Origin of the sequence: Salinibacterium sp. SWN1162 (assembly GCF_015864675.1) — a bacterium.
In the GTDB taxonomy this organism is placed as follows: domain Bacteria; phylum Actinomycetota; class Actinomycetes; order Actinomycetales; family Microbacteriaceae; genus Rhodoglobus.
The window spans coordinates 1,484,142-1,504,277 of the sequence record NZ_JADYWT010000001.1 but is presented as its reverse complement, the minus strand read 5'-3'; the positions used below and the strand labels follow the sequence as shown (position 1 = coordinate 1,504,277).

17 protein-coding genes and 1 tRNA gene are annotated in these 20,136 nt (G+C 60.0%); all 18 read right to left on the bottom strand.

The features are described from left to right. Positions 1–17: 17 nt before the first annotated feature. Complete coding sequence (locus tag I6E58_RS07110) at positions 18–2,111, bottom strand: GMC family oxidoreductase N-terminal domain-containing protein (RefSeq protein ID WP_129071640.1); 2,094 nt, start codon at positions 2,109–2,111, stop codon at positions 18–20. A 47-nt stretch (positions 2,112–2,158) separates the two neighbouring features. Beyond that, entirely contained in the window at positions 2,159–3,112 is a 954-nt protein-coding gene (locus I6E58_RS07105; protein WP_197131746.1) for an aldo/keto reductase, read from the bottom strand. Then, positions 3,112–3,924, bottom strand: a complete 813-nt coding sequence (locus tag I6E58_RS07100; RefSeq protein ID WP_129073485.1) for a carbohydrate ABC transporter permease — start codon at positions 3,922–3,924, stop codon at positions 3,112–3,114. Before I6E58_RS07100 ends, I6E58_RS07105 begins: the two co-directional genes overlap by 1 nt. A 65-nt stretch (positions 3,925–3,989) precedes the next feature. Beyond that, the gene (locus I6E58_RS07095) at positions 3,990–4,934 is read right to left on the bottom strand and encodes a carbohydrate ABC transporter permease (protein WP_197131744.1); all 945 of its coding nucleotides are present in this window, start codon (positions 4,932–4,934) and stop codon (positions 3,990–3,992) included. 77 nt (positions 4,935–5,011) lie between these two features. Then, complete coding sequence (locus I6E58_RS07090; protein WP_129071642.1) at positions 5,012–6,349, bottom strand: ABC transporter substrate-binding protein; 1,338 nt, start codon at positions 6,347–6,349, stop codon at positions 5,012–5,014. A 41-nt stretch (positions 6,350–6,390) separates the two neighbouring features. Then, the gene (locus I6E58_RS14460) at positions 6,391–8,523 is read right to left on the bottom strand and encodes a beta-galactosidase (RefSeq protein WP_246837375.1); all 2,133 of its coding nucleotides are present in this window, start codon (positions 8,521–8,523) and stop codon (positions 6,391–6,393) included. A gap of 188 nt (positions 8,524–8,711) precedes the next feature. Beyond that, positions 8,712–9,761 carry a LacI family DNA-binding transcriptional regulator gene (locus I6E58_RS07080; protein WP_197131742.1) on the bottom strand — a complete coding sequence of 350 codons (1,050 nt, stop codon included), beginning with the start codon at positions 9,759–9,761 and terminating at the stop codon, positions 8,712–8,714. Positions 9,762–10,214: 453 nt separating this feature from the next. Continuing rightward, positions 10,215–10,291, bottom strand: a tRNA-Ala gene (locus tag I6E58_RS07075). A 208-nt stretch (positions 10,292–10,499) separates the two neighbouring features. Further along, positions 10,500–11,327: a MetQ/NlpA family ABC transporter substrate-binding protein gene (locus I6E58_RS07070; protein ID WP_129071644.1), complete on the bottom strand. Its 828-nt coding sequence runs from the start codon at positions 11,325–11,327 to the stop codon at positions 10,500–10,502. 72 nt (positions 11,328–11,399) lie between these two features. Then, positions 11,400–12,101 carry a methionine ABC transporter permease gene (locus I6E58_RS07065; protein WP_197131740.1) on the bottom strand — a complete coding sequence of 234 codons (702 nt, stop codon included), beginning with the start codon at positions 12,099–12,101 and terminating at the stop codon, positions 11,400–11,402. After that, positions 12,098–13,087 carry a methionine ABC transporter ATP-binding protein gene (locus tag I6E58_RS07060; RefSeq protein ID WP_129071646.1) on the bottom strand — a complete coding sequence of 330 codons (990 nt, stop codon included), beginning with the start codon at positions 13,085–13,087 and terminating at the stop codon, positions 12,098–12,100. Before I6E58_RS07060 ends, I6E58_RS07065 begins: the two co-directional genes overlap by 4 nt. A 120-nt stretch (positions 13,088–13,207) precedes the next feature. Continuing rightward, positions 13,208–13,603: a ribosome silencing factor gene (gene rsfS, locus I6E58_RS07055; RefSeq protein ID WP_129071647.1), complete on the bottom strand. Its 396-nt coding sequence runs from the start codon at positions 13,601–13,603 to the stop codon at positions 13,208–13,210. A gap of 42 nt (positions 13,604–13,645) precedes the next feature. Next, positions 13,646–15,514 carry a hypothetical protein gene (locus I6E58_RS07050; protein WP_197131736.1) on the bottom strand — a complete coding sequence of 623 codons (1,869 nt, stop codon included), beginning with the start codon at positions 15,512–15,514 and terminating at the stop codon, positions 13,646–13,648. Further along, a complete protein-coding gene (gene nadD, locus I6E58_RS07045; RefSeq protein ID WP_129071650.1) occupies positions 15,514–16,116 on the bottom strand; it encodes a nicotinate-nucleotide adenylyltransferase in 603 nt (200 codons plus the stop codon). The genes I6E58_RS07050 and nadD overlap by 1 nt, the downstream gene beginning before the upstream one ends. A gap of 8 nt (positions 16,117–16,124) precedes the next feature. Then, positions 16,125–16,319 carry a hypothetical protein gene (locus I6E58_RS07040; RefSeq protein WP_129071651.1) on the bottom strand — a complete coding sequence of 65 codons (195 nt, stop codon included), beginning with the start codon at positions 16,317–16,319 and terminating at the stop codon, positions 16,125–16,127. Between the two features lie 30 nt (positions 16,320–16,349). Then, on the bottom strand, positions 16,350–17,618 hold the full coding sequence (locus I6E58_RS07035; RefSeq protein WP_197131733.1) for a glutamate-5-semialdehyde dehydrogenase: 1,269 nt from the start codon (positions 17,616–17,618) through the stop codon (positions 16,350–16,352). A 39-nt stretch (positions 17,619–17,657) separates the two neighbouring features. Continuing rightward, positions 17,658–18,455 (bottom strand): glutamate 5-kinase, encoded by a 798-nt coding sequence (proB, locus tag I6E58_RS07030; protein WP_246837376.1) that lies wholly within the window; start codon positions 18,453–18,455, stop codon positions 17,658–17,660. Continuing rightward, on the bottom strand, positions 18,448–19,992 hold the full coding sequence (gene obgE, locus I6E58_RS07025; protein WP_197131731.1) for a GTPase ObgE: 1,545 nt from the start codon (positions 19,990–19,992) through the stop codon (positions 18,448–18,450). The genes proB and obgE overlap by 8 nt, the downstream gene beginning before the upstream one ends. Positions 19,993–20,136 lie beyond the last annotated feature (144 nt).

The following is a 20,136-nucleotide window of genomic DNA, read 5'->3' as shown; positions in this document are numbered from 1 at the left end:
TTCGGCAGGCGGGTTGGTTAGTGCAAAGCGTCGGCGATATGTCCTGCGACGCGAAGGGCGTTCGCGAAGATGGTTAGTGTGGGGTTCACGCTCCCGTTAGTGGGATGCAGCGAACTATCACACGCGTAGACCCGCCGTGTTCCCCACACACGACCGGTGGGAGCAGTGGCTGAAACTGCCGAGGAGCTGCCCATGCGCATGGTGCCACAGGAATGTTCCCCCGCAGCGGCGACGATCGCCGGTCCGGCCAGACGTTTCACGTCGTTCGCCCCGGCTTCGCGCAGCCACGCCGCAGCTGCGGTTGACATGAAGTCCTGAACTTCGCGGGTGCTCGAGTGCACTTCCTTGCGCAGTCGAGCGACAGGCTGCCCCCATCGGTCTGCGGCCAGAGACGAAACCTCAACCCGGGACGAGGCCATCGGAATCTCCTGACCGATCCCAAATGCACCAAACATGTGCTGTCTGCCCTCCCGCATCCACTCTTTGTGTTCGGAGCCCCATGCCGGATGCCCGAGGGCACCAGCCATACCAGCCGAGGTCACGGGCAGCATCTGGTTGAGGTCAAAAATTACCCCGCCTCCCCACGGTGACTGAGAGCTGTGCACGTGGTCGAGAGTCGCGATCGAGTGTCCCGGTCCCCGGAAGCTCTTCACCCCCGGGGAGATGTTGCCGAGGACCATCACGAAACTGTGATCATGGAGGTGGCGACCCACCTGGTCATTGCCAAGGCCGCTCGCCGCGATAAGACGCGGGGTCTCCACAGCGCCAGCCGCAACGACGACTACCGACGCCGTTACGTCAACCGTTTGAGGAGTCGTGCTCGCGTCAGCGACAATCTGCACTCGCGCGCCGCTGACGCCGTCTTCGATGTGAATCGCTTGGGCATCAACCATGAAGTCGCAACTCCCGGTGTTGATGGCGCGCGGGAGCAACGTGTTGTGCGCGCCACTCTTCGCATTCACCGGGCAAGCGTGGCCGACGCACTGCGCACATTTCACGCACGCGGGACGTCCATCGTGCGGAATTGAATTCAGCGCGAGGGGCACCGGGCCCCACCTCCAGCCGAGACGATCGGCTGCCGCGCCGAGCACCTCGCGCGCTGGCTCGCTTTCCATGGCAGGCAGAGGGTAGGGTCGCGAGCGCGGGGTGCGCGAGGTGAGACCGCCTTCCTCACCGGCGACGCCCAACTCGTCTTCCGCACGACCGTAATAAGGTTCCATTTCGGCGTAATCGACTGGCCAGTCCGCGAGACTGGTCCCCTCCGGCACGCCATACGTGGTGGCCATCGCAAAGTCCTCTGGCATGAACCGCCACGCCATACCCTGCCAAAGACGGGTCCCACCGCCGACAGTCATAGCGTTGAGGCCATAGGGGCCAGCGCTACCGTCGCCCTGAACCACAACCTCGTCGCCATCGGCGTTTTCAATAACACGCGGATGCCCTGCGCCAGGGCCAACAACTGAGTTGTAGAGGCCTGTGCGCTTGCCGTGTAGATGATCATCGCGGAGGGCGGCCTGGCTGAGCTGTAGAGCCCGCTCCACGATCAACACATTCTTTCCGCGCTCGGTGAGCACGCGGGCCGCTGATGCGCCGCCCGGCCCACTACCGATAATGACAGCGTCGTAACTACCACGGAGCTGATCGACGGTAATCGTCGGCAATAGCTCTGGTTCGACAGGCTCGACACCCTCCGGTAGTGACCTAAAACCGACCATTCCTGGCCCGGCAGGGTCTCGTCCCTCCGAAGGTGCGTAGAAGCCTTCCCAACTAATGCGCAGCAAAGTCGCGAGTTCGTCGGCGGCCTCAGCGAGTTGTCCAAGCTCGCTGAGAACCCGATCTTGTTCAGCTGCTGGAGCTCGCGAGAAGCTGGCTAGCCCGCCGCCCACGGCATCGTCTAGTCGATCCCCGAGAGAGCATAGGGCAGCGAGCGCCCAGTCCAGCTCAGGATTGATTGCAGCGTCAGCCAGTCCGCTGTCCGCGCCAGGAACGAGGTGATCTGCTACCCCTCCCTCCCAGCCGGCGGGGAAGTTGTCGGCGGGAATGATGCGATTGACGGCGGCGCGCAGCGTAGCGAGGCTGACGAGCTGACGCACAGTGCCATGAACGGTCATGAGAAGTGAGGTCCTTAGATCTGGCGGGTTTAGTGGTGATTTCAGACTTAGTCGTTCAGCCACTCATCCCGGCTTGGTGTGAGCGAACGCAGCTCTGCGAATACATCAGCCGGAATCGGTGTGTCGGCGAGCGCAAGTGTCGAAGCAGCCCGTCCCGGTGTAGACATGCCGACAACTGTGCAGTGGATGCGAAGGTCATCGAGAGAAAGCTGCAGCGCAGCCGCTGCTAGCGAAATCCCGTGTGCTGCGGCTACCTCACGCATCTTTTGCGAGGCTGCGATTGTCGCCGAGGACGCGTCTCTGTAGCTGTAGCGGGTGGTTCCGCGGGGCGCATCGGAGAGCATGCCGCCGCCGTAGGGCGCCGCATTGATGATTCCCATGCCGCGCGATGCAGCTGCATCAAGCAGCTCATCTGCAGTGCGGTCCAGGAGAGTGAAACGATTGTGTGTCTGGAGTACTTCGAACTCCCCTGTCTCCACATAGCGCTTCATCAAGGAGGCAGGACCTCCCGCCACTCCTATGTGTTGAGCAATGCCCTGATCGCGGAGAGAACGCAATGCCGCGACCGGTCCCCCGGGCGCCATGGCATCGTCGAAGTCCATCGTCTCAGGGTCGTGGAGGTGCAGTAAAGGAACGCTATCGACGCCGAGACGTTCCAAGCTCTCCTCCGCCGAACGCAACACTTGGTCACCGCCGAAGTAACCGGTGGTCATGTCACGATCGACTTTGGTGGCGATCACCAACCCCGCCGGTGAGACCCGAGCTATCGAGGCGGCAAGGCGTTGCTCACTCCGACCAGCGCCGTAATTAGCGCCAGTGTCGACAAAGTTGAAGGAACCAGACAGGGCGTCGTCGAGCGCTGCCGCGGCGCGTTCCTCGTCAACGGAGTAGCCGTGTGCACCGGGCATATCGCCGATAGCCGAGGTGCCAATGCCGACTGCGGTCACCATTATTCCTGTGGCGCCCAGTTCGCGCCCGCGCCAGGGAGTTACAGCGGCCATTAGCCCTTCACCCCTCCGGCCGAGAGACCACTTTGCCAGAAGCGCTGCAAGTACAGGAACGCAATCACCAACGGGATAATTGAGACGAACGAGCCGGTGATAACGATGGAGAAGAGCGCTAGAGCGCCACCGCCCGAAGCGCCCGCCTCTTGCCACTGTGCCAGCCCTACTGTGAGCGGGTAGAGCTTTGCGTCAGTAAGCATGATGAGCGGAAGGAAGTAGTTATTCCATGTCGCCACCAGTGCAAAAAGAAAGACGGTCACGATTCCCGGTGCCATTAGCTTCAACGAGACCTGCCAGAAAATTCGAAATTCGCTTGCTCCATCAATTCTGGCCGCCTCAATCAGACTGTCAGGAATCGCATCAGCCGCATAAACGCGCATCAGAAAAACACCGAACGGACTCACGATAGAGGGCAAGATCACCGCGAGCGGAGTATTAGTTAAGCCAACCGAAGCAAAGAGCAGATAGCTGGGGATCGCCAGTGCAGTAGCAGGAATCATGACTGCCCCGAGAACACTGCTGAAGATGACCTTCTGCCCCGGGAACCGGTACTTAGCAAAACCATAGCCAGCGGCGGTCGCGAGCAACGCTGCGCCGACGGCGCTCACTCCCGCATAGAGAGCTGTGTTGTATCCCCAGAGCAGGAATATCCCACCGTCGTAGGTAAAGACGTTTCCTATGTTCTTGAACAGCTCAATTGAGTTTCCAAACCACAGCCCGAAAGTGGAGAACAAGTCGCCGTTGCTCTTTGTGGAAGCAATAACCAACCAGAACAGCGGGAAGAGAAAGTAAGCCACACACGCCCACATAGCAACGGTAAGGATCGTGCTCCGACGCTGAGACGGGTCGAGAGATTTCTTCTTAGTTTTAGTGCTCACGATGATGCCCCTTCACGGCGCTGGGCCGACAACTGAACGACGTACGACACGATCATGATCACGATTCCTAAGAGGAATGCGAGCGCCGCCGCGTAGTTCACGTTCTGGTTGATGAATGCGACGTTGTACGCGTACAAGTTCGGAGAGAAGGCCGTACCGATAGCGTTGGGAGCGATCTTGTACAGCAGGTTGGGCTCATTAAAGAGTTGGAAGCTGCCGATTACCGAGAAGATCACCGTGAGCATGATTGCGGGCCGGATAGCAGGAATCTTGATACTCCAGGCGATGCGCAGCTGTCCGGCTCCGTCCACCTGGGCGGCTTCGTAGAGCTCTGCCGGCACGCTGCGCAGCGCAGCGAACATAATGATCATGTTGTACCCGACAAACTGCCAAATCACGATGTTCATTATCGAAGGGATTACGGTCTCCGAGGAGAGAAAGTCAAGAGTTCCGAGGCCCAAGCCACGAGAAACCTGGCTGATCGGCCCGAAGTCTTTACCGTACAAATAACCCCACATGAGCGCGGCCACTACGCCGGGCACTGCGTACGGCACGAACACGGCGAGACGTACGAAACGACTTCCGCGCACGCGTCCGCTGTCGAGAGCAAGCGCAATAATGAGCGAGAGCAACAGCATGATCGGCACTTGGATGAGCAGGAAAAGCCCCATACGTCCGATGCTTGCGAGGAAAGCGGGGTCCGCGACTGCCTGCACGTAGTTGTCGAACGCGACGAAGACCGTGCCGCCGATGAGTTGGGTCTTGAAGAGGCTCAAGTAGCCGGAATAGACAAGAGGGACAACAAACAAGCTGAGGAATGCCAGAACAAAAGGTCCGACAAAGAAGTACGCTGCAATATCTTTGGAGCGCTGGCTGGGACTGACCCGTTTACGGGATGTCGATTTCTGCCCCGTAGCGCTGGTGCGCCGGGTGGTGGTCATGCTCACGGCTTCTCCTTTGGATCCAGTGAGGTGCCGTGGCGGCCCGGCCTGAACCGAGCCGCCACAGCAATGGGGCGTTACTTAACAGTGAAGCCCTGATCGGTGCCGAACGTGACGACCGCGTCCTGCCAGGCGTCGAGTCCTGCAGTGAGGTCTCCGCGATCGGCGATGGCCGATCCCAGCGTCTCGTTAAAGCTGGAGTACACGAAGTCCATATACGGCAGCCACTGGAAGTCCGGGTCAACGGTCGGTGCGATTTCCGCAAAGAGCTTATTGACCTGCTGGCCGCTATAGAATTCAGGCGCCTGGTCGGAGAAATCAGCCGACTCGAGAGTTGAAATCAACGGCGGGAACAATGACTGCTCTAACGCGAGCAGGCGTGACGATTCCTCGTCGTGGTTGATGAACTCAGCCAGCTTGTACGCTGCAATCGGGTTCTTGCTCTCGGCCATGACAGCGTCAGATGCTCCACCCCAGAATCCAGATGCGGGATTCTCTGTGTCGTACTGCGGCAGCTCGGATACGCCCCAGTTACCTGAGGTATTGGCGATTGCGCCCTCGAGGAACGTCGGACCCCATGCTGCACCCAGCCAGCTCGCGTACTTGCCCTTGGCGAGACTCTGGAACCAGTTGTCGGTGAAGTCGGGCTCGACGGAGACTAGGTCCTCGTCGATGAGCTCCTGCCAGTAGGCCATGACCTCTTTCGCTTCAGCACTGTTCAAGTCGACGCCGACTGTCTCGTCGCCGTCATAGCTAAACGGCTTAGCGCCTGCCTGCCACAAAAGCCCTACCAATTGACCCGGGTTGTTACCGGGGAAGTTGGTGATGTAGGAGCCCGTCTTGTCCTTGATAGTGCGCGCAGCGACCGCATACTCATCCCACGTCGCGGGTGGTGTTACGCCTGCCTCGGCATAGATGTCCGTGCGATAGAGGTTTCCCATGGGACCGAAATCCTGTGGGATGCCGTAGACCGCGCCCTCGGAGGAAACTTGGCCCCACACTGACGAAACATAGTCGTCTGCGATGGCATCTGCTCCATAGGGTGCCAGATCCAGCAAGTCATTCTGGAACGAAGAAATGTACTGATATTCCATCTGTACGACGTCGGGTACCTCACCGGACTTTACGGCGGTACGGAGCTTTGTGTAATGGGAGAGACCCTGGCCGACGTTCGAAAGCTCCACCTTGATGTTGGGGTATGCCTCTTCAAACAAGTCGATCTCGGCCTGAATTTCGGGAACCCAAGACCACATAGTGAGTGTGGTCGGTGTGTTCATCGCTTCGTCAATTTGAGCCTGCGTGATCGGCTCGGTCAGGGCATCAGGTGCTGACCCCTCGGCCGAGCAGCCAGTGAGCAGCAGAGCTGCTGCCGCGGCACCCGCCACCAGTTTCGTCGCTGCGTTGAGACGGAACATTCTCATTTTTTCCTTTCCTTGGGCAACCGGGATCGGTTGCGCTAAGCTCCCGCATTCCCGACCAGTATCCGTACGGACCATGGCTCGAGAATGAGGACAGATGATTCGGCGATCGAGTCTCCACCGATAAGGTCGCGCAGAGGCCCGTCAGCCGGTGTGGTGGCATTCGCGACCTCCGGCGTCCAGTTGTGCACGAACCACACTCGCTCCCCGGCGTCATTGATACCCGAGGAGACATTCACGCCAACACCTAAGTCACTCCAGACTGAGGAAATCGGCGTTGGTGAAAACCAACGGCCGAGGTCTTTGCCGAGAACCGCGTTGGGCACCGTGCCTACGACGGTTACACGACCGGCACCGCTTTGTGCGCTCGTCATCGCGGCGAAACGGCCGAAACTGTGGTGCACATAGCCGAGCATTACGTCTGCTCCGTTCGGAGTGAGACCTTCGATCCATCGAGTGGCTTCGGCGCCCGGCGACAGCAAAAAACTAGGCGCGGTGACGTCGACAGTTTTTACTGCGATACTCGCATCGATATTGGAGAATTCATCGTAGGACGCGCCCGCTACGTCAGCGAGCATCGGCGGGGCTACGGCCATTCGTGCACGTGCCTCTTCATCGCCGTACGCCGTTCGAGGCCCAATGACAAGGTGCCCTCCACTCTCGGTGTAAGCGAGCAGTCGCTCGAGAGCATCGTCGCTGGCAGCGTACAAACCAGGAACAACGAGCACCGGGAAACGCTTGACGAACGTGTCGATGTCGCAGTCTAAGAATTGCGACACATTGACAATTCGTGCTTGCGCACCCGATTCGATAACGCCGCGATAGAACGCATTAAAGATTGTTGGGTACGATCCGCGATCGGGCTTATGATCTTCCGTCGCTAGCGGCGGGAAGAATTCGAGGGCCCACTTACTCTCAGTCGAGTACAGAAAAGCGACATCCGCGTCAGGCGTGTAACCGCTCATCGCCGGCCCGATCGCACGGAGTTTAGCGCCAAGCTCGGCGATCTCGTTGTACACGCGACCTGGCTTTTGGCTGTGAGGCAAAATGCCAACCCAGTAAGTTTCGGTCCCAAAGTGCAAAGTGTGCCAGTGCCAGTATTCGATCATGCTGGCCCCACGCGCAACTAGAGCGAGAGCGGCCTGGGCGAGCTGACCCGGGTAGGGTGGATAATTTTGTTCGGATCCGCCGATGGCACCTGCGTTAGTCTCGGTGACGAGAAAGCGCTCTTGGCGCGATGCGAACATACGGTCGGCTTGATTAGTAAGACCCCATACGCTGTTGCTCGCCCACGATTGGCGCGGTTCAATGATGCTCGTGGCATCAAGGCCATCCTGCATTTCGTAATAAGGGTTGCCCGCCGTAATGTCGAGCACCTTGGTGAGCTCTTCATCGTTCACCGCGGGGCGAGGGTACGCGATGCAGGTGGTGACGAACTGAGCGTCGTCGGCATACTCGCGCACAATGTCAGCTTGCCAACCGATGAAGTTTGTCGTGAGCTCCGCTTGGTAGGTTCGCCATGCAAGATCGTATTGCGGCAACGTATTACCGTCGGGAACCCAGAGCTGATTCCACTCGCTGATGCGGTGTGACCAGTAGACGAGGCCCCACTCGTGGTTGAGGGTGTCGGTGTCGCCGTAGCGTGCTTTTAGCCACTGCACGAAGCCCGCGAAGGTACCGGGGTTGTGAAAGAGCTCGAGGCCGGGCTCGTTGTCGACCTGATAGCCGATCACGGCAGGGTGGCTCGAGTAACGACCAACAACCGCACGAATGATGCGTTCTGCGTATGTTCGGAACAGCGGGCTCGAGTAGTCAACTTCCTGACGACCGCCCCAGCTCAGAGGGGTTCCCGTTGCGGAATGAGCCAGGAGCTCTGGATGCTTCGTCTGAAGCCACGGAGGCAGCGCGTAAGTCGGGGTGCCGAGGATGACGTGAATTCCACGCGCGTGCGCACCGTCAAGAATTGGCTCAAGCCACTCAAGGTTGAAGGTGTTGTCTTCGGGTTCCCACGTGGACCACACTGACTCTCCAACACGGATGACGCTGAAGTTCGCCTGCTGCATGAGATCAAGATCGAGGTCAAGCCGCTCGATCGTTTGGTACTCGTTGTAGTACGCAGCGCCGAAAAGAATGAGGTCTTTGTCGACATTGCGGGCGTCATTGCGTGTCACTGAGAATACTCCATTGTTGTTCGCGATCCCCGGTTTGTTACCGGAAACATTGGCACAACGACGAAGCTACAGCAAAATGTTACCGGAAACAAGCATGGTTTCAGAGTCGGGAAAAAGTCACGCCTAAACACATGCCGCGACGCCCCTCTGACACCGGAACCGGGCGCGTCGTTAGCTGTAAAGCGAAGCTAGGCGACGGGGGCGCGAGCTGTTGACGAGCGCAGAACAAGGTCGGCCGACACGTAATCTTCGCGAACGGGCGCCTCAGAATTATGAATCATCGAGAGCAGCATGTCGATGCTGTACTTGCCTTGCATATCGAAATGCGTCTGAACCGTCGTGAGGGGGGGTAGAAAAAATTCTGACTCCGGAATGTCGTCAAAACCGACGACGCTCATGTCATCCGGCACCGCGACACCTCGCTCAATGAGCGCACGCACAACCCCAAGGGCGACCTGATCATTGGTCGCTACAATCGCGGTGACCCCTCGGTCAAGAGGCATCTGTCGCGCAAGCTTGTAGCCAGAGGCGGCCGACCAATCCGTGTGAAGTGAGTCGAGCGGTTCGAGACCTCGGTGCAGCATCGCTCGGCGATAAGCATTCACACGATTAAGCGACGCGATCCAACTTGGCGGCCCGGCAATATTCAGGATCGTCGTGTGGCCCTGATCCACAAGATGGTCTACTAACTTTCGCGTGCCAACCGCGTTCAAACTCTCGTGCTCGGCACCAAGTTCATCTTCACGCTCAGTCTCAATGTAGAGAGGCACACCGAAATCCGCAGCTTCCAGCGCCTCACGCACGCGGTCGGTCGGAGCGCTTGCGATCACCCCCGCCAAGTTCTGTTGATACATCTCGTTGATTGCGTTCTGGGTCGCCTCGTCATCAGAGGGGAAAAGCGTGACAAGATCCAGCATGTAGCCGGCGTCACGTGCACGGCGGCTCGCTCCCTGCATGATCTGGCTTGGCCCGACCTCTAGCATTTCGTAAGCGAAAGCGCCGATACGGAGGGAGCGGTTGGTCGCAAGAGTTCGCGCAGCTTGGTTGGGGCGGTAGTTCAGCTCCGCGAGAGCCAGTTCAACGCGCTCGCGAGTTTCGGGTCGAATTCCCGGATACTTGCGAAGGTACCGCGACACCGTCTGGTGGGAGACCTTTGCTCGCGCAGCGACGTCATAAATAGTGGCTGCGCGCGACAGCTTTGAGGTACTGTCCTCGTCCGTTGCAACTCGCGTAGACATACTGCTCCTCACTTCGGGATCTGCAGAACCCGCTAGGGGCGCAGCTACACCAACCATAGAACTTTCCGGGCAAATATTTGCCGTAACTGCTCAAATCCTCGTGCCACCGCCGTCTCCGACACAGCGCCCAGCGCATCACATAAGCGCATTTCACAGTAGGACTCGCCACGAAACGCGTGCACCTCATCGGCATCGCGTGGTGGTGCCCTCTCGCCACAGCAGAACTATCGCTTGCCTATCCACCACATTTTTCGGAGTCGAACACCGACGCCGTTCCTCAGATCGAGAGATCGCCGGACAGCCGCGACACGCTCGGGCATGATGAAGTTAAGAGCCTACGATCTCTCTGGATCCTTCGTCGCCGTGCGTTGTATGCACCCCGACGAACGGCACTCTAGAAAGCACGTAGACACAACGAAAAAGCCCCGCAATCTTTACGATTGCGGGGCTAAATGGTGGATCCAAGGGGATTCGAACCCCTGACCCCCTGCATGCCATGCAGGTGCGCTACCGGGCTGCGCCATGGACCCATTTGTTTTGTTTCCGTGTAGAAAACGCAACTTGACAAGATTACTACACGCTCGGCGTATCCAAAACCATCTGAGCGAATACCGACCGAAAGTGCGCGAAATATTGGGGAAAAGCCGAAGGGCGGCCAGCATCCGTGAGGATGGTGACCGCCCTTCGTTCGCCTGAGCGAACGGTGGTGTTGCCCGCGTCGCTTAGCCGCGTCGTCGCTTAGGAAACGGGGATGACGAGTCCGTTGTAGAAGTCGTTGATGTACGCCTTCGTCTCGTCAGAGGTCAACAGCTCATAAAGCTCGGTGACGCGCGGGTCGCTCTTGAGCTCGTCGCGCGTGGCGAGGATGTTGTAGTACTCGCTGGAGGTGCCCTCGGTGACCAACTGCAGGTCACCCGAGAGGCCAGCAGCGCCGGCGTAGTTGAAGTTCACGATCGCCGCATCCTGGTCATCAAGAGCGGACGGCAGGCTTGCTGCGTCGATCTCGATGAAGTTGTAATCGTTGGGGTTGGCGGTGATGTCCGACACGGTTGACGGGGCATCCGTGGTTTCGATGAGTCCGGCATCCGCGAGCAGCAGCAGCGCGCGGCCCTCGTTGCTGGCATCGTTCGGCAGAGCGATCTTGGCGCCATCCGGCAGGTCAGCGAGCTCGTCAACGGTCTTCGAGTACAGCGCCAGCGGCGGGAGGTACACCTGACCGACAACGGCGAGAGTGTCACCGGTGTTCTCGTTGTAGAGATCGAGGAACGGCGCGTGCTGGAATAGGTTGACGTCGATGCTGCCCTCGCTCAGCGCGGGGTTCGGCGTCGTGTAGTCGGTGAACTCCACGATGTCGAGTTCGAGGCCTGCAGCCTCAGCCTGGCCACTGTCGACGACGAACTGAACGATCTCGCCGGCGGGCGTTGCCGTAGCGCCGACGGTCAGCGAACCGAGCGTGCCATCAGTCGGTGCAGCTTCCTCAGCGGGAGCCGAGCATCCGGCCAAGGTCAGAGCGAGCACACCAGCGGCGGCAACAGTAGAGAGCGAGAAGAACTTAGAGCGTGACATAACGAATCCTTTGGTGAAGGGTGAAACAACTGAGATGAGTGAGAACTACGTGGGGGTCAGCCGCCGACTGCGTCAGCGGTGAGACATTCGGTTGGCCAGGCGCGCGCCGACCACTTGAACGATCTGCACAATCGCCACCAACACGATGATTACCGCGACAATGTGGATGACGCTGTAGCGCTGGTGCCCGTAGCGAATAGCAACATCGCCCAGACCTCCACCACCAATCGCGCCCACAATGGCGGAGTAGTTCACAATCGACACCACTGTCGTTGTAAAGCCACGGATGAGGCCAGGTACTGCCTCAGGAATAATTACTTTCGACACTAACTGCCACCGCGTCGCGCCGAGCGAGTGACCCGCTTCAACGAGCCCCTCGTTCACTTCGCGCAATGAGATCTCGACGATGCGAGCGTAAAACGGGATGGCCGCAACGGTGAGCGGCACAATGGCGGCGGTCACGCCGAACGCTGAACCGAGAAGCAACCGAGTGAACGGGATCAGCGCGATCATCAGAATGATGAACGGGATGGAACGCCCGAGGTTCACGACGGTCTGCGTAACCGCGTTGATGATGCGACCAGCGACGAGACTGCCGAAGGGACGTTCAAGGATGCCGCCGCGATCAGTGACCACCAGCAGCGTTCCCAGGGCGAGCCCGAGAATGAGCGTGATGAGCATCGTGACGCCTACTTGGTACAGGGTCTCCCCCGTTGCCTTCAGGAGCGTCTCGAAGAGCTGTGGCCAGAACTCCGGAGCAGTGGAATCAATCATCGTCCGCTCCTTACGATCTCTACGACGAGCCCTTGGGCCCGCAAGTCATTGATCGCTGCCGCGTTGGCGTCAGCGGTCCCCGGCAATTCAAGTCGTGTGCGACCAGATTGGGCGCCGCCAATCGTCTCGATGGCCGCTCCGACGAGTCCGACATCGATCTGGTGAGTACGCGCCAGTTGCGACACCACCGGGCGGCCCGACGACAGCCCAACAAAAGTGACATCGATGACGGTGGAGTTACCCTCGGGCAACTCCCCCAGCGGGAACAACCCACGAGCAAGCTGCGAGCCCGGCTGCGTAAGCAGATCGGTCAGACGCCCCTGCTCGAGAATGCGGCCACCACTCATGAGCGCTGCGGAATCGCAGATGCTCTTCACAACATCCATCTCATGGGTGATCAGCAAGATCGTGAGACCAAGTTCTCTGTTGATGCTGCGGAGCAATTGCAGTATCGAGTCGGTCGTCTCGGGGTCGAGCGCACTGGTCGCTTCATCGCTCAACAGAACACGCGGGCGTGATGCAAGAGCGCGAGCGATGCCCACGCGCTGCTTCTGCCCGCCCGAGAGCTGAGCAGGGTACTGCTGAGCTTTGTGCTCGAGCCCGACCAGTTCGAGAATCTCGTTAGTGCGTGCAGTCCGCTCGCGGCGGGCGACACCGACAACTTCGAGGGCAAGTTCAACGTTTCCGCGAACCGTTCGGCTATCGAGCAGATTGAACTGCTGAAAGACCATGCCGATTTCGCGACGCGCCTGAAGCAGCTCGCGATCATTCAGCGCGGTGAGCTCCCGGTCGCCGACCGTAACCGTGCCGGCATCCGGTCGTTCAAGCAGGTTGACAGTGCGGATGAGCGTGCTCTTGCCCGCTCCGCTCTGGCCGATGACGCCAAAGATCTCTCCGCTGGCGACCGACAGACTCACGTTGTCGAGGGCACGAACCGGGTTCGCGGCATCACCAAACGTCTTGGTGACGGAATTGAGCGTAATCATGAAACCCCAGTGTGAGAAGGTAACTCGATGCGAGTAACCCCGGGGTCTAACTGCCCGGATACCTCAAGCACACCAGTACAACGGCACCCGACAAAATTGAGTTACGTTGTGTGAAGTTTGTTACGAGGCGTCGCTATCGGCGTCGTCGCGTACCGGCTGCTCGATCGTGATCGGGATCACGGGGCAGTCGCTCCACAGGCGCTCAAGCGAGTAGTAGAGACGGTCTTCTTCGTGGAAGATGTGCGCGACAACGTGACCGAAGTCAAGAAGAATCCAGCGACCTTCAGCTCGCCCTTCGCGGCGCAGCGGCTTGGCGCCAGCAGCGATCATCTTTTCTTCGATCTCGGACGCGATCGACTGAACGTTACGTTCGTTGCGACCGGTAGCGAGGAAGAAAATATCGGCGTAAGGCATGGGCCCGGTGACGTCCAGAGCAACCATGTCGGTCGCCTGCTTGGCGTCAGCGGCGTGCGCGACGATGGAAAGTAGCTCGTTGGCACGAGGAGAAGCAGTCACAGGATCCTTAATCGGAAATTAGCTGATGGCAAAGAGTTAAAGCTACAACATGTTGAAGGCAAACGCTGCCACGAGAAGACCCGCGACCACAACCGCCATCGACGCCGCCGAAATAAGCAAGACCGTGAGAGCACGGGTGCCCTTCGGCTTTTGCGTCTGCGTAACTGATTGGTTGGAGAAGGTGCTGACCGCTTTTACCGCACGCACGGGTGCAGAATCTGTTGACACCATATCGCTGTCATTGAGATCGAGGAGCGAATCGATGTCGCCCTTGTCGAAGCGGTCAGATACACCGCTTACCGAAAGTGTGCTCGGCAAGTCGATCGATCCGGTGAGCATGGTCTCGCCGCTGGAGGTAAGCGGCCCACGGATGTCTGTTGCGAACGGAATCGCTGGCAGTACTAAAGCGTTGGTCGCGCTGCTGCCGCTGCCGATTGTGCGCGCAACAACGGCGTCGCCTGAATCGTCAGTTTCGGTAGCTTGCTTGGACCAGTGACCTGCCGAGAGTCCCGATGCTGACGTGCCCGCGGGCGATTGCGCCGGGGCTGCTGTGGGAGCAGAAGCCGCCGGGGCGGCCTGTGTTGTCGATGCAGCCGGCGAAGAAGCAGTGACATCTCCATCGAGACGCTTGCGAGCGAGTTCATCAAACTCGGCGCGCGCGTTACTCAGCGTTGTTTGGGTGGGACCTGCAGGAGCCGGAGCTGTCGAAGCAACGGACGCCACGGGTGGCTGAGCAGCCGCAGCCGCAGGCTTCGAAACGTCGGCCGCCGGTGCGAGGCCCAACAGGCCTTCGATAGCAGGGCGCTCAGAGCGAGTAGGGGCCGAGGTCGCCGATGGAGCAGGCAGGTTGGCGGCGTAAGACGGTGCTGTCGAACTCGGCGCGGGCAAATCTGCGAGGGGGGAACGCGGTGTCGACGACGCGGGAGGCGAAGTAGTGGATCTATCAGGGGTCGCCAGTAGCGATTCAAAGGCGCTCAGCGCATCGCTCGGAGGGGTCGCGGATGCAGCTTCTGGCGCCACCGCGAGCGGGTCGACGAGCGCAGGCGGCTCAACGAAGAGTTGAGCGTCGGGCGCGAACGAGAGTTCGTCAACCGACTTCGCAGGCTTCGAAGGGGCAGTCACCGAGGCAGAAGCTGCCGCCGCTAAATCGGCGAGGCTTGGTCGCGCCGCTGGTGCTGGCGAACGCGGGGGAACGACCGGAGCGGATGCTGCTGGCAACCCGGCGGACGACGCCGAACTGAGTGCGGACGGGCTCGAAGCCGTGCGCGCCACGGGAACGACCGGAGGGGCGTGGACCGGTGCCGCCTGAGTCGGAGCTTCTGGCGCCGGGGCAGGCTGAGCTGGCGCGATTTGGCTTGGCGCGGCCTGGTGCGGAGCCGATTGGCTCGGCACCACCGGAGCGGTCGGTGCCTGCGCGGTCGGTGCTGGCGCGGTCGGTGCTTGCGCGGTCGGTCCTTGCGCGGTCGATGCCTGCGCGGTCGAGGGAGAAGGAGGCGCAGCCTGAGTGGGCGCAGCGGAGGCGGCGGGTGCCGGTTGGTTCGCCGCTTCTTCGCGAGCCCGTAGTTCACGGAGTTCGCGACGCGTCAACGTCTTTTCATGGGGCACCGTTCCAGCGGCGCTCGGCGAGGGGGTTGCAGGTGCGGCTGCCGCTGCTGAAGCAGGGGGAATCTGCTGCGAAACGGGTTCGGCTGGGGCCGCGAAAGATGGGGCTGGCGGAGTCGCTTGCTCTGCTGCGGGCGCGGTGAAAGCGGAAGGCTGCGGGTTATGGGCGGCCGAAGGCTGGTCGTTGTGCTCCTGCCCGGGGAAGGTGGTGAATCCTTCAGCCGCGGGCTGCTCGTCTGACGTGTGCTCGCGCTCACTCTGACGCGCCGCACGTCGCGACTGCGGCAGCGGATCGTGAAAAGTGGTCATTAAGAACTCCGATACAAATGGTGCTTGGCGATGTACTGCACGACACCATCCGGAACCAGATACCAGACGGGATAACCCCGACTGACCCTGTTTCGGCAATCGGTGGATGAGATCGCAAGCGCCGGCACTTCAAGCGAGCTTACGCCTTGCTCTGGCAATCCGCTAATAGTTAAGGCGTGTCCTGGCCGTGAAACTGCTATGAAATGGGCGAGAGTCCAGACCTCTGCAACGTCTTTCCATTCCATGATCTGCGCAACGGCATCCGCGCCGGTGATGAAGAACAGGTCGGCATTCGGATAGGCCCGGCGCATGTCGCGCAGGGTGTCGATCGTGTAGGTCGCACCCTCGCGCTCGAGGTCGACACGACTCACGTTGAAGCCGGGGTTCGCGGCCGTGGCGATTACCGTCATGAGGTAGCGGTGCTCCCCCGGCGTGACGGTGTCTTTCATCCAGGGCTTGCCTGTAGGAACAAAGACAACCTCATCGAGGTTGAACTGGATCTGTGCTTCGCTGGCCGCAACAAGGTGGCCGTTATGGATGGGGTCGAACGTGCCACCCATTATGCCGATGCGTGCGCGCCGCGGCGCCGTGTCGGCGGTCATGACAAGCCTTAGTGGCCTGTGCCGTGGGCGTCGCCAGCTTTCGAGGGCACACGCTCTTGACGGTTAGCGACGTCGCGGAAGCTCCACGTCACGAAAGCCAGCGTCGTGAAGACAACAGCCGCGATAAGCGGGAAAACGGGCGCAGGCAGCACGAGAGGTGCAAGCTCTTCGCTCGACGCAAGAACGTTCAGAAAAATCGACATTAGATCTCCATTCGCAAAACCGATAACAGTCTACCCGCGCACCTGACCACTGCCGCGCACAACCCACTTGGTACTCGTAAGTTCCGGCAGGCCCATGGGGCCGCGAGCATGGAGCTTCTGAGTGGAGATGCCAACTTCGGCACCGAATCCAAACTCTGCTCCATCGGTAAACCGCGTGGATGCATTGACCATGACCACCGCCGAATCGACTTCAGAGAGGAACCGGTCCGCATTTGCGAGGTCGTTGGTGATGATCGACTCGGTGTGTTTGGTGGAGTAGGTATCGATGTGCTCGATGGCGGCGTCGAGGTCAGCAACGACCCGTACCGCGACATCCAGACTCAGATTCTCTGTGGACCACGACTCGTCGGTGGCTGCTTCAGCGGCGGGAAAAAGCTCTCGCGTGCGCTCATCGGCATGGATCGTGACACCGGAGGCGGCGAGGCGAGACAGCACAGCAGGGAGGAGACGCTCGGCAGCGCTCTCGTGAACGAGCAGAGTTTCTAGGGCGTTGCACACACTCGGCCGTTGCACCTTGGCGTTGTGAACGATTTCGACTGCGGTCGTTTCGTCAGCGGATGCGTCCAAGAAAATGTGAACGATACCCGCGCCGGTTTCGATCACCGGAACCGTCGACTCGTTCACGACCGCCTGGATGAGCTGCGCGCTGCCCCGGGGAATGAGCACATCAACGAAACCGCGCGCCTGCATGAGCGCCTTCGCTCCATCGCGGCCGAACTCATCGACAGTCTGCACGGAAGCGGGGTCGATGCCCACACTGCCCAGTGCCGTCTGGATGACATCAACGAGAACCCGATTGGAGTCTTCCGCTGCTGAGCCACCGCGCAGCATCACCGCGTTACCGCTCTTGAGCGCCAATGCCGCGATATCGATCGTGACGTTCGGACGTGCTTCGTAGATAGCCCCGATCACGCCGAAAGGAACACGGGTTTGCGCTACCGACAACCCATTGGGCAGCACCGAGCCGCGCACGACTGTGCCCACGGGATCAGCGAGTTCAACGATCTCGAGCACAGCGGCAGAGAGTTGGTCGATTCGTTCGCGAGTGAGACGTAAACGGTCTTGGAGTCCGACCGTCATGCCGTTCTCACGGCCACGCTGCAGATCGAGCGCATTAGCCTCAACGATGCGATCGGCGTTGGCCACCACACCGGCAGCGATTGCTTCAAGCGCCGCATTTTTCTGCACGGTAGTGGCGGTAGCTAAGCTGCGCGAGGCGGCGCGAGCAGCACGAAGTTTGTCGTCAATAGAGAGCGCAGTAACTGCCTGATCAACCATAGTCAGAGTGTAGCGGCGCAAAGTCGAAGCCGAAGCACCTTAGAGGGCGAGAGTATCCGCCTCGAACCAGGTGCCGATTTCTTCGCCAGCGAGAGCCGCAGCGACACTTCCCGTTTCGGCCAGCAACACAGGAATACCAGCGGCGGCGGCGTGCTTGGCTGCGGCCACTTTGGTGCCCGCTCCCCCGGTGCCTACTCCAGCAGCCCCGACGTCGCCGAAGGTAACGTCGCTGAGGTCATTGCTGAATGCAACGAAACTGATTCGTTCCGCTTCTGGGTCGGATGGAGGTTTCGTGTAAAGCGCGTCAATGTCGGAAAGCAACACGAGAACATCCGCTCGTACTAAAACAGACACTAACGCCGCGAGGCGGTCGTTGTCTCCGAATCGGATTTCGTGGGTTGCCACCGTGTCGTTCTCGTTCACGATCGGCAAGATTTTGAGCCCTAACAGCCGTTCGAGCGCACGCTGAGCGTTGCTGTGGTGGGTGGGGTTTTCCATGTCGCCCGCCGTGAGCAGAATCTGCGCGGCAACGACCCCGTAGCGATCGAAGCTCTCTTGATAGCGGTAGATGAGCACGTTTTGGCCCACTGCTGCTGCTGCCTGCTGGGTCGCAAGATCCGTCGGACGGCCATCGAGCTTGAGAAACGGAATACCGGTTGCGATAGCGCCGGATGAAACGAGAATGACTTCAGACCCGGCTGCATGAGCTGACACGAGAGCATCAACTAGAGCACCGATCTGCCCCACGTTGGCACCGCTCACCGACGACGAGCCGACTTTGACGACGATGCGGCGCGCACGAGGGATCTCGGCGCGCACCGTGGGCTTGTTAGTCACGATCCTCTGTCTCATCGTCGTGCTGAATAGCGAATCCTTCATCATCGCGCCAGATGCCTGCTTCGCGCTCTGCTTCGAGCTCGGCACGCGCTTCAGCTTTAGCGTCCATGCGATCGAGGTAGTTGCGGCGGCGGCTGCGGTTGGTTTCACGGGGGTTGTCGTCAAGTCGCGGGTCAGTACCACGCGGTGCAACGATCAACTCGGCAGCGGATGACAGCGTGGGCTCCCAGTCGAAGACAACACCGCCGCCGGCACCGATGATGACGGTAGAGCCGGGAACAGCACCCGACTTGAAGAGCTGGTCTTCGACACCAAGGCGCGCAAGACGGTCAGCTAGGTAGCCAACGGCTTCTTCGTTGACGAAGTCAGTTTGGGCTACCCAACGCTCGGGCTTCTCGCCCACAACGCGGTAGACGTTGCCGTACGTTCCGCCCTCAACCTTGACCACAAAATCCTTGGCGTTGACAGCACGCGGGCGAAGAACAATGCGTTCCTTGACCGGCTCAGAGTTGCGAGCTTCGCGCTCAGCGACAACGAGGGCGGCAAGGGCAAAGGAAAGTTCACGAAGACCGTGGCGCGATACCGCGGAGACTTCGAAGACGCGGTAACCGCGCTCTTCGAGCTCGGCCTTTACGAGGTTGGCGAGGTCATTTCCGTCGGGAACATCGACCTTGTTGAGAGCAATGATTTGCTCCCGCTCGAGAAGCGGCTTCTGGCCCTCAGGCACAGGATACGCCGCGAGCTCGGCGAGGATAATGTCGAGGTCGCTGATCGGGTCACGACCAGGTTCCAGAGTCGCGCAGTCAAGAACGTGCAGCAGAGCCGTGCATCGTTCGACGTGACGCAGGAACTCAAGCCCGAGACCCTTGCCCTCGCTCGCACCCTCAATGAGGCCAGGAACGTCAGCGATCGTGTACCGAATTTCACCAGACTCAACAACACCGAGGTTGGGGTGCAGCGTAGTGAACGGGTAATCCGCGATCTTGGGCTTTGCCGCACTCATCGCTGCGATGAGGCTGGACTTACCTGCTGAGGGGTAGCCCACCAGCGCGACGTCAGCAACAGTCTTGAGCTCGAGGTGGATGTCGCCTTCGAAACCAGGAGTTCCGAGCAACGCAAAGCCGGGGGCCTTGCGTTTCGTGGATGACAGCGCAGCGTTACCGAGACCACCCTGACCACCAGGTGCCACGATGAGTCGCATTCCCGGAGCATCCATGTCGATGAGCACTTCACCGTCGCCATCACGCACGACAGTGCCGACAGGCACAGGAAGGATCATTTCGGCACCGGCGGTACCAGCCTTAAGGTCACCCTGGCCAGGCTGCCCGTGCTGTGACTTGCGGTGCGGCGATCGGTGATAGTTGAGGAGTGTCGTCACTTGGGCGTCACTGACGAGAACGATGTCACCACCGTCACCGCCCTTGCCGCCATCGGGACCAGCGAGAGGCTTGAACTTCTCGCGCTTAACGGACACACAACCGCTACCACCGTGGCCTGCCACGAGGTGAAGAGTTACCTGATCGACGAACGATGCCACGATGGTTCCTCCTGTTCTCGTGAGCTACTGAAAATGTGCTGCTGTCATTTTAGACGGCCGAAGCCTGCCGTCTTAAATGGCGAGAGCGAGCCGAAGCTCGCTCTTCGCTTTTACGCCACCTGCACGCAGGCGACGCGGAGTTTA